The 8,301-nt window shown below is 60.8% G+C and carries 6 protein-coding genes and 2 pseudogenes; 3 read left to right on the forward strand and 5 right to left on the reverse strand.

Translation table 11 applies throughout. The features are described from left to right. Positions 1–315 precede the first annotated feature (315 nt). From GEV05_29345 to GEV05_29360, 4 genes and pseudogenes are all read right to left on the reverse strand, one after another. Positions 316–894, reverse strand: a pseudogene (locus GEV05_29345) (restriction endonuclease). Continuing rightward, positions 891–1,433 carry an SAM-dependent DNA methyltransferase gene (locus GEV05_29350; GenBank protein ID MPZ47397.1) on the reverse strand — a complete coding sequence of 181 codons (543 nt, stop codon included), beginning with the start codon at positions 1,431–1,433 and terminating at the stop codon, positions 891–893. Before GEV05_29350 ends, GEV05_29345 begins: the two are co-directional and overlap by 4 nt. Before the next feature lie 74 nt (positions 1,434–1,507). After that, positions 1,508–1,711: pseudogene (locus GEV05_29355) on the reverse strand (AlpA family phage regulatory protein). Between the two features lie 441 nt (positions 1,712–2,152). Then, entirely contained in the window at positions 2,153–2,809 is a 657-nt protein-coding gene (locus GEV05_29360; GenBank protein ID MPZ47398.1) for a hypothetical protein, read from the reverse strand. Positions 2,810–3,080: 271 nt separating this feature from the next. Here GEV05_29360 and GEV05_29365 point away from each other — a divergent pair, with 271 nt between their 5' ends. The 3 genes from GEV05_29365 to GEV05_29375 all read left to right on the forward strand — a co-directional run bounded on the left by GEV05_29365 (position 3,081) and on the right by GEV05_29375 (position 6,460). Then, positions 3,081–3,680 (forward strand): helix-turn-helix domain-containing protein, encoded by a 600-nt coding sequence (locus tag GEV05_29365; protein ID MPZ47399.1) that lies wholly within the window; start codon positions 3,081–3,083, stop codon positions 3,678–3,680. Further along, entirely contained in the window at positions 3,670–4,908 is a 1,239-nt protein-coding gene (locus GEV05_29370) for a type II toxin-antitoxin system HipA family toxin (GenBank protein MPZ47400.1), read from the forward strand. Before GEV05_29365 ends, GEV05_29370 begins: the two co-directional genes overlap by 11 nt. Positions 4,909–5,095: 187 nt before the next feature. Then, positions 5,096–6,460, forward strand: a complete 1,365-nt coding sequence (locus GEV05_29375; protein ID MPZ47401.1) for a Fic family protein — start codon at positions 5,096–5,098, stop codon at positions 6,458–6,460. Positions 6,461–6,895: 435 nt separating this feature from the next. Here GEV05_29375 and GEV05_29380 read toward each other — a convergent pair whose 3' ends face one another. Then, complete coding sequence (locus tag GEV05_29380) at positions 6,896–7,999, reverse strand: DUF4102 domain-containing protein (GenBank protein MPZ47402.1); 1,104 nt, start codon at positions 7,997–7,999, stop codon at positions 6,896–6,898. Positions 8,000–8,301 lie beyond the last annotated feature (302 nt).

Raw genomic sequence — 8,301 nt, forward strand, 5'->3', positions numbered from 1 at the left:
TCCACTCGCGACGTTCTCGCATAAGCTCGAAGCGGCTTGAGCCGCACGGAGCCGAGCCGCGCTCTATTGAGCAAAGCAGCCCTGCGAAGCGAAGCAGCCCTGCGCTGACCAGGAATCTATACGCAACATTCGTTGCGTATACGCTTGATTATTGCGCATACAAACCTATACGCAAGGAAGGCGAACGGTTTGGCCAACCAAATTGCTGAAACCGCGCTGGCGGCCATCGAACAAGCCGTGGGCCGACACCCAGGCGTTGTCTCCGCCCAGAAGATTCTGCGCGAGATGAAAGCGCCGACATATCACCTCCAAAAACTCGGCAATTCGAGCCTTGACGTCGTCGGTATGGATGAACGCGTATGCGTGAGTCTCAAGCCCTTCGTCACGATCGAATATCCCTCGCGGCGCCCCGCAGTACACGCACCTTGAATCGTCCCACGTATGTTCCAGTCGCTCGAACCAGATGTTGCCCGCGTCTTTCGTGAGGCCCCTCACGATCGAGTGCTCGCCATTGGCGTGCTTCGAGCAATACACGCTTCGCCTCGCTAGCAAGCTCGTCAGATGCGTGATGCCAATGCCGAACACCTGCTTGGTCAGGATGTGCTCCACTCGAGCCTGAAGGTCCGGGCTCTCCGCAGCCAAGCCCTTGGTGAGACGGCTGGTGATCTCGCGCAGGAACACACCCGATTTCGTGCACGGGTCTAGAAACCGGACCGTCTTGTCTGCCCAGAGATTTGCACCGCCGTGGTCAGCCGCCCACGTGCCGGCAAGGGTTTCGAGCATCCGGTTGGCAAACTCCGGCGGCGTGAACACCTCGTCGTTGGAGAGGTTGGCGATGCAGGTGAGCACATCCGGGTTGCGGCCCGAAAGGGTGAAGGCTGCTTGCGTGCTCACGCCGTCACCTCCGCAGCGTTGCCGAGCGCAGCCAGCTCGCTCACTGTCATCGGCGGGTACGACCTCGTCGGCGTAAAAAGCTCGTGCTTCGCAAGGTCGGCGAAAAGCGAGCCCTCCGCGCTGAAGGCCGACGAGCCGGTGAGAACGTCCAAGCGAAAGTTGCGTCGCTGAAACTTGCCCTTGCCGAGATAGCCCCATTCCGCAAAGGTGATCGGCTGATCATCGCTGGTGCTCATCTTCAGCGCATCGCCGTGCACAAGGTTGTGCGACAGCACGTAGGTAGCAGCCCGATAGAGCTCGTCCGAATCCACGAGCTTCAGGTAGTCGGCGAGGATCTCTAGTAGATTTGCGCGACACTCGCGGATATTGTCGGGCAGCAGCTCGATGCCGTAGATGCACATTGGCGCGAGCAGTGCGTAGTGCCGACGCTCGAAGTCGGACCTGCCGTACTTGAGCTCCACGGCAGCGAGTTTGCGCCGCAGGATTTGTACGAGAAAGTTGCCGCTGCCACACGCCGGTTCCAGGAAGCGGGAGTCAATGCGCGCTGAACGCCTGCACTTCTACGGCGCTCTATCGCGTCCAGCCCGTTCAATTCAACGTGCGGGCACGAGACAAGCCACTCCATGATTTCCTCCCGTAGCCATCCGATCGAGAACGGACTGCCGAGCTGCCGCGGCCTCGGAAACGAAGGATCGCGACGCATCAGATCATAGATCGACTGTCTCGATCGCCGGCCGAGCAGCACCAGCAGTGCACCGAACGTCAAGACTTCCGATTCACGCCTGCTCGCGGCCGCTTCGAGCTGTTTGCGTGCCATATCTTCTCCCGCAGCGCCGTTCCCCGGGCCATCGAGGCATAGGTTCCACGGCGCTTCGGCAACCGTCAAAGACCGTTAACAAGAGAATGCATGCGTAGAAAGCAAGGCCACCAGCGCGATCCAAGCTCGGCAAAGCCAAGGGACAGCTGAGGGTACCCCCGCGTTACACGTCGTAGCTCAATTCCATGACGCACGCCGGGCGCACCAGGGCGCATTCAGGCGTGCCATGCACGGATCATCCTAAATGGTCTCGCGAACTTAACGCACCACGCGGCACAACCCCTGAAATTTCGCGTGTCGCGGCAACCCTCGTGCAGACCAATCAAAATCGGCACAACAGTGCCGTCCCCTTTTATCTTGTCGTGCAATTTGGGCGGCGAAGACGACCGTCTTCACAGTGCCCTGAGACTGTCCAGCCGCTTCACGAAATTCCGCTTCGCCCTATGTTTCGCCTTGAGCTCCGTGATCCACCCCGGGGAAGGCCGCTTCTCCGTCAATTCGGCTCATGACCTTGCGGATTGTGCCGGCGAGCTCTGCCGCTTCATCGTAGGCATGGTTGTTCGCACGCGCCACGAGGCGTTCGACGTGGGCCTGATAGATGCCGATCGCGTCCTGCGGATGGGTGGCCGCGCACGCCCTGGCAATTTGCAGCCACAGCTCAGCCGTGCAGTCGCCCGCTTTCGCTTCCCCGAGCGCCGCATCAATATCGCCCTCGTCGAGAAAAGATTTCGACCTGCTTTGCGATTCGAGGTATGCGCGGATCCGCGCCAGATCGTCGCGGTCCGCATCGGGGCCGGGCTCTTCGTCCATGCCCTTCCGCGCGATCCCGGCGAGCCCGGCAGCCACCGCGTGCTTGCAGAATTCGCCCTCGTCGCCCATCGGACACGTGTACGACCAGCCCAGGCCGGAGCCCTCGGCGCGTAACGACACGCGGTATTCCTCGGTTCCGAGCACGCGGGCTTTGACCGCGCTGCCCGTCTGGATGAGCGAGAGCACGGCACGGTCTTCGAAGTACGCAACGCCCCGCTCGAACGAGCGCTGGCCGGCGAGCTTCGCGAGCGCGGCTTCGGTGATCAGCTTCTCGAGCGCTACCGTCAAGCGAGCTCACCTCCGGTCCAAAATTTTGGACCGACACAATCGGCAATCAAGTTGGCGCTCTTATGGCGCAAAAGCCAAGTAATGGCCACCTTTATCTGGCGCAATACGAATAATGCGCCACTTCACCACGGTCATGATGCCTCCATTTTGATATATCAAACAATATCTAGCTCCATAATAAATATCGTTTTGAGCGTACTGTTTGGCGGATTTTCCTTATTTGATATACGATGAGACATCGATAAGTATATCTATGCTGTAAAGTATATCGATGAGCTACGAATATCAGGACATTGCCAAGGCCCTCAAAGCCGCCCGTGAAAGCAAGGGCCTGAGCCAGCGCGCGCTTGCTGAAAAATCAGGCGTCCTACAGACACGGATTTCCAAGATCGAGAATGGCGCGGCGGACTTCCGGGCGTCGACCCTCGTCGCACTTGCCCGCGCGCTCGATCTGGAGCTCGCGCTGGTGCCGCGCAAGGCGGTATCCGCCGTGCAGTCGGTGGTGAGAGCAAGCGAGCCCGTGGCGGTTTCGCACGACGCCGGTGCAGCGCTCAAGGAGCTGCACCGCATACAGCAACAGTTCTCCAGCCTTGCCCAGATCGACAAGACGAGCGAGGAGTATGCGCAGTTCCAGAGATATCTGCGCGACCTCTCGAATTTCCAGCTCGATCGATCGAACCTGGACGCCTTGAGCGCGCTGCGCAAAGCGGTTCGGGCGATCGAGAACACCAACGCGACCGACTCCCTTCGTCGCGCGCTCACGGAGCTACAAACGCTGCGCAACAACCTCGCGCATTCCGCCGCCGCGTTGCCACGGCTCGAGACCGTGAAACCGGCGTACAGGCTCGACGACGAGGACGATCATGGCTGATGTCTCTGTTCTCGATGTCCTGCTGTATGGCGCGCCGATCGGCACGCTCACCCGTGTTGCCGGTGACCGGACGCTGTTTGCATTCAATGAGGCCTACATCGCGGACGCGCAGCGGCCAGTCCTGAGTCTCGGCTTCAAGGATGCTTTCGGCGGCTTGATCATGGATTTTCGGCCGACCCAGACCAGGGTCATACCTTTCTTCTCCAACCTGCTGCCCGAAGGGCACATGCGCGACTATCTGGCGGAACGCGCAGGCGTCAGCGCCGTCCGTGAATTCTTCCTGCTCTGGGTGCTGGGGCAGGACCTGCCCGGTGCCATCACTATCAAACCGGCCGACGGCGAGGCCTGGCCACCCGATGCTGCTGGTGACGATCATCAGCATGACGATCACCGTGAAGACGCGCTGCGCTTCTCTCTCGCCGGTGTGCAGCTCAAGTTCTCTGCAGTCAATGAAGCGAGCGGCGGCCTCACCATTCCCGCTAAGGGTGTCGGCGGTTCATGGATCGTCAAGCTGCCCTCGCAGCGTTTCGAGAACGTGCCGGAGAATGAATATTCCATGATGACGCTGGCGCGCCTCGTCGGTATCGACGTACCTGCGCTCAAGCTCGTCGAGCTCCGTGATATCCGCAATCTGCCCTACGGCATTGGCGATCTCAAGGGACCGGGCCTTGTGATCGAGCGTTTCGACCGTTTGCCTGCGGGCGGTGGGCTCGTGCACGTCGAGGACTTCGCCCAAATCTTCGGTGTCTACCCGGAAGAGAAGTACAAGAAAGCCAGCATGCGCAGTATCGCCCGCGTGATCGCGAGCGAGGGCGACGAGGCCGATATCGTCGAGTTCGTCCGGCGTCTCACGTTCAACATACTGATCGGCAATGCCGACATGCATTTGAAGAACTGGTCGATGATCTATCCCGATCGCCGCACGGCAGCACTCGCCCCGGCCTATGATTTTGTTTCGACGATCGCGTATCTCAAGGATGAGAACGCGGCGCTGACCGTCAGTCGCAGCAAGCGCTTCGACGCGTTCTCGGCGGATGAGCTTTCGCACCTGGCCGCGAAGGCTATGCTGCCGGAGAAGATCGTGCTGGATACCGCGCACGCGACGGTCGCGCTCTTTCACCAACACTGGCAGGCCGAGAAGGGGAATCTGCCGCTGCCGGGAACGGTGATCGAGGCGATCGAGCATCACGTCAAGAAGGTACCGATCGCGGGACGCCCACGAAAGTAAGGCCCTCTCTATGGCTGCGATCGGTCTCGCGCGCTGCGCGGCGACCGAACGAAGCCGGTGGCCGAGGTTTGCATGGGAGCCCGAACGCCGATCAGATTTAGATCTCCTCAAATCTTGAAAATCTCCTCATATATGAGTACATTCTGGTATCTCCTCATTTATGAGGAGATTCTGGGGAATCTTATCCATGCGGCGCAAGCTCAACGAGGCAGACATTCTCGAAGCCATCAAGGCCTTGCGTGCCGAAGGCCTTGACGGTGTGTCTTCCTCCGTAATTCACGCTCACGTGGGCGGGAGCTACGCGACAGTCGGTCGCCTGTTGGACAAGCTCGTCCAACAAAACGCCCTGATCCGCAAGGGCAAGGCTCGAGCCACCCGATACTTCGCGGCGCCGGTCGACGTGCCCACAATCGAGGCCGTACAGGCCGGGATCGGAGTGTCCGCCACCGTCTCGCCGGGATGGTCGGCGCAGGCTCGCGCTGTCTTCGACCACCTAGACCGCCCCTTGGGCCTCCGCCCTCCCGTTACCTATCAGCGTGGGTTTGTCGACGACTACACGCCCAATGAGTCGTTCCTGTTGCCGCGCGAGCTGGCAGAGACGCTGGCGCAGGAAGGAAGGATGCAAGGCCAGCAACCAGCGGGCACCTATGCCCGCAAGGTGCTGGAACAGCTCCTCATCGATCTTTCGTGGTCGTCTTCGCGACTGGAGGGCAACACCTACAGCCTGCTCGCGACGGAAGAGCTGTTCAAGAGCGGTGCTGCGCCAACCGATCTGGAAGGCGTCATGCTCCTCAACCACAAGCGCGCCATCGAGTTCCTCGTCGACGCCGTGCCCAGCTACGGCCTCACGGACAGCGTTATTCGCAATCTGCACGCGTTGCTCATGCAAGACCTGCTGGCCGACTCAGCCGGCCTGGGCGCGATTCGGACCAAGGTCGTCAACATCTCCCATACGACGTACGTCCCCTCGCAGGTCCCTCAACTCCTCGAGGAGATGACCTCGCTCATCGTCGGCAAGGCCTCGTACATCAAGAATCCGATCGAGGCGGCGTTTTTTCTCTGGGTGAATCTGGCCTATCTGCAACCCTTCGAGGATGGCAACAAGCGCACGAGCCGACTAGCGGCCAATATTCCGTTGATGCTTTACAACTGCGCGCCGCTTGCCTTCCTCGATGTCGACCCGCAGGATTATGCAAAGGCCATGCTGGGCGTCTATGAACTGCTCGATGTCACGATCGCCGCCGAGCTATTCGCCTGGACGTATCGACGCTCGATCCGCAAGTATCAGGTGATACTAGAGGCGATGGGATCGCCTGATGCTTTCCGCGTGCGGCATCGCGAACATTTGAGTGAAGCTGTGCAGCGAATCGTCCGAGACGGACAGTCACTTCAGCAAGTCGCCTCTGATATCAGCGTGCCGCCAGAGGAAGCGGGCGCGTTCAGGGAAATGCTTGAAGCCGAGCTCAATGCTCTCACGCCGTACAACTGTGCGCGGTATCGGATTACCCTAGGAGAGGCGCAGGCGTGGATTGAGCGCGGACGGCCTCGATGAACAAGCTTTCAAATTGACCTGCATCGTCCGCAAGCGAGTGCGATAGGCATTTTCAGGGAGTCGGTGAGCGAGGGATGTCACGTAGCGTCTTTTGCTGCAGATGAAGCGGTTTTGAGAACATTCTGTGTACCGGCCTAATCTCTCCCCGAGAATCCAACCCGCCAATGCCGCGACGGTACGCTCGGCCGGAAGAAGCGGGGGATGGAATTAGCCCGGCAGCGCACCATGCAAAGCGGACTGGCTCGACCCACTCGTCAAGACGAAGACGTCGATTCTGGATGACTAGCAGCAGATTCGCTCACGCCGCCCGAAGGGGGACGACGTTGCTCACGCGTAACGCGTCGACATGATCCGACCACTTCTGCAACCACACACGCGCCTCGCCGTCGCAGCGATGTCGATCATAGATGGCACTCACCGAGCTATCGACGTGATTCAGGATGCGGTCCTGAACGACCCGAGGGCAGCCGAGCTTGGCCAGTCCCGTTGCAACGGTGCGGCGCAGATCATGCACCGTCCACGCGATCTCGATAGGATCGGCCGCGGGCGTGCTTCCTTCTTCTTGCGCGCTTCGTATTGCGCCAGGCCGAGCGCTTTTTGTCCGACATGATGCCCGTCCATGCGCGACGGAAACACGAACGCTTCGTTTAGCGTACGGCGAGCGGTCAGCAACTCGATCGCCTGACGAGGAAGCATCACATCATGCGGCTCGCCGTTCTTCGTCTCGCGCAGCGTCCATACCGCACGCTCCACGTCGATATCGCGCCAGCGCGCTGCCACCACTTCGCCCGAGCGGCACCCGGTGAGCAGGACCAAAGTCAACGCGTCGCGCACGGTACGGCTGTACGGACTGTGCGGCAGCCAGCGCACGAATGTCGCGAGCTCCGCATCCGTGAACGCACGTTTCCGGCGCACCTGAGGTGCGCCTTTGATGCCGAGCGTCGGCAGCACGAATTCGTCCGGCAGGCGCCCCTGCTCCGCCGCATGCGTGTAAGCGCAGCGAATCCGTCCGAGCAGATACGTACCGCATCGTGGTGCGCGAGTCAGTATAGGGCGGATCACCGCGTCTAGCAGCTCACGTCGCGTCACCGCGGCAGCGGGACGGTCGCCGAGCTTGGCCACCAGTTCACGGCGCAGCAGCCGTGCGCCCTCGACGCCGCGCTTCTGCTTGCTCAGCCGCTCCTCGATGTAATGCTCGACGAGCTTCTCGACGGTATACCGCGCAAGCCTCTCCGCCTCGCGCTTGCGCCGCGCTTCGGCGCGCGATTGCTGCTTCTGCAGCTGCGGATCGACCCCGCGCTCGCGCTCGAGCTTCAACCGGCCGAGCGCCTTGCGGGCCTCCGCCAGAGTCATCGGACCGAACTCGCCCAGCTTGATTTCCCGCAGCGCGTCGTCGGGCGCCCGATAGCGATAGAAGAACACGCGCGCCGCGTTCGTGCGCCGCACGCGCAAGCCCGGATGGTCCGGATCGGCGCACTCCTCGCCCGCGCGCATGTCGGCGATAATTCGTGGGGTCAGGATGGGCGGCGGTTTCCTCATGGCGAGGCCAGCGTAGACCTAGACCGCCACCTACACCAAACTCGCGGACAAGGCCGGACGAGAGCGGGCAAGTCCAGCCTTGAGGTTGAGCTTACAAAAGCGGATTTGCGTCATGCCTACAATCGCTTACGCCCGGAATGATCAGTGAAGAGAAGAGCTTGAACGACCCCGGTATCAGCAACCATACCCCCATGATGCAGCAGTACATGTTTCACGTGGCACTAAGCGGCGGATTTTGCGGGACAATAACGAGTCGATGTCCAATACTATTTCGGTCGATAGCCTGCCCGCAAAGCCAATAA

Source organism: Betaproteobacteria bacterium, from assembly GCA_009377585.1.
Lineage (GTDB): Bacteria > Pseudomonadota > Gammaproteobacteria > Burkholderiales > WYBJ01 > WYBJ01.

Bases quoted from the DNA above. Each gene is read 5' to 3' on its own strand.
- GEV05_29365 (MPZ47399.1), top strand. From the start codon at position 3,081: ATGAGCTACGAATATCAGGACATTGCCAAGGCCCTCAAAGCCGCCCGT.
- GEV05_29375 (MPZ47401.1), top strand. From the start codon at position 5,096: ATGCGGCGCAAGCTCAACGAGGCAGACATTCTCGAAGCCATCAAGGCC.
- GEV05_29380 (MPZ47402.1), bottom strand. From the start codon at position 7,999: ATGAGGAAACCGCCGCCCATCCTGACCCCACGAATTATCGCCGACATG.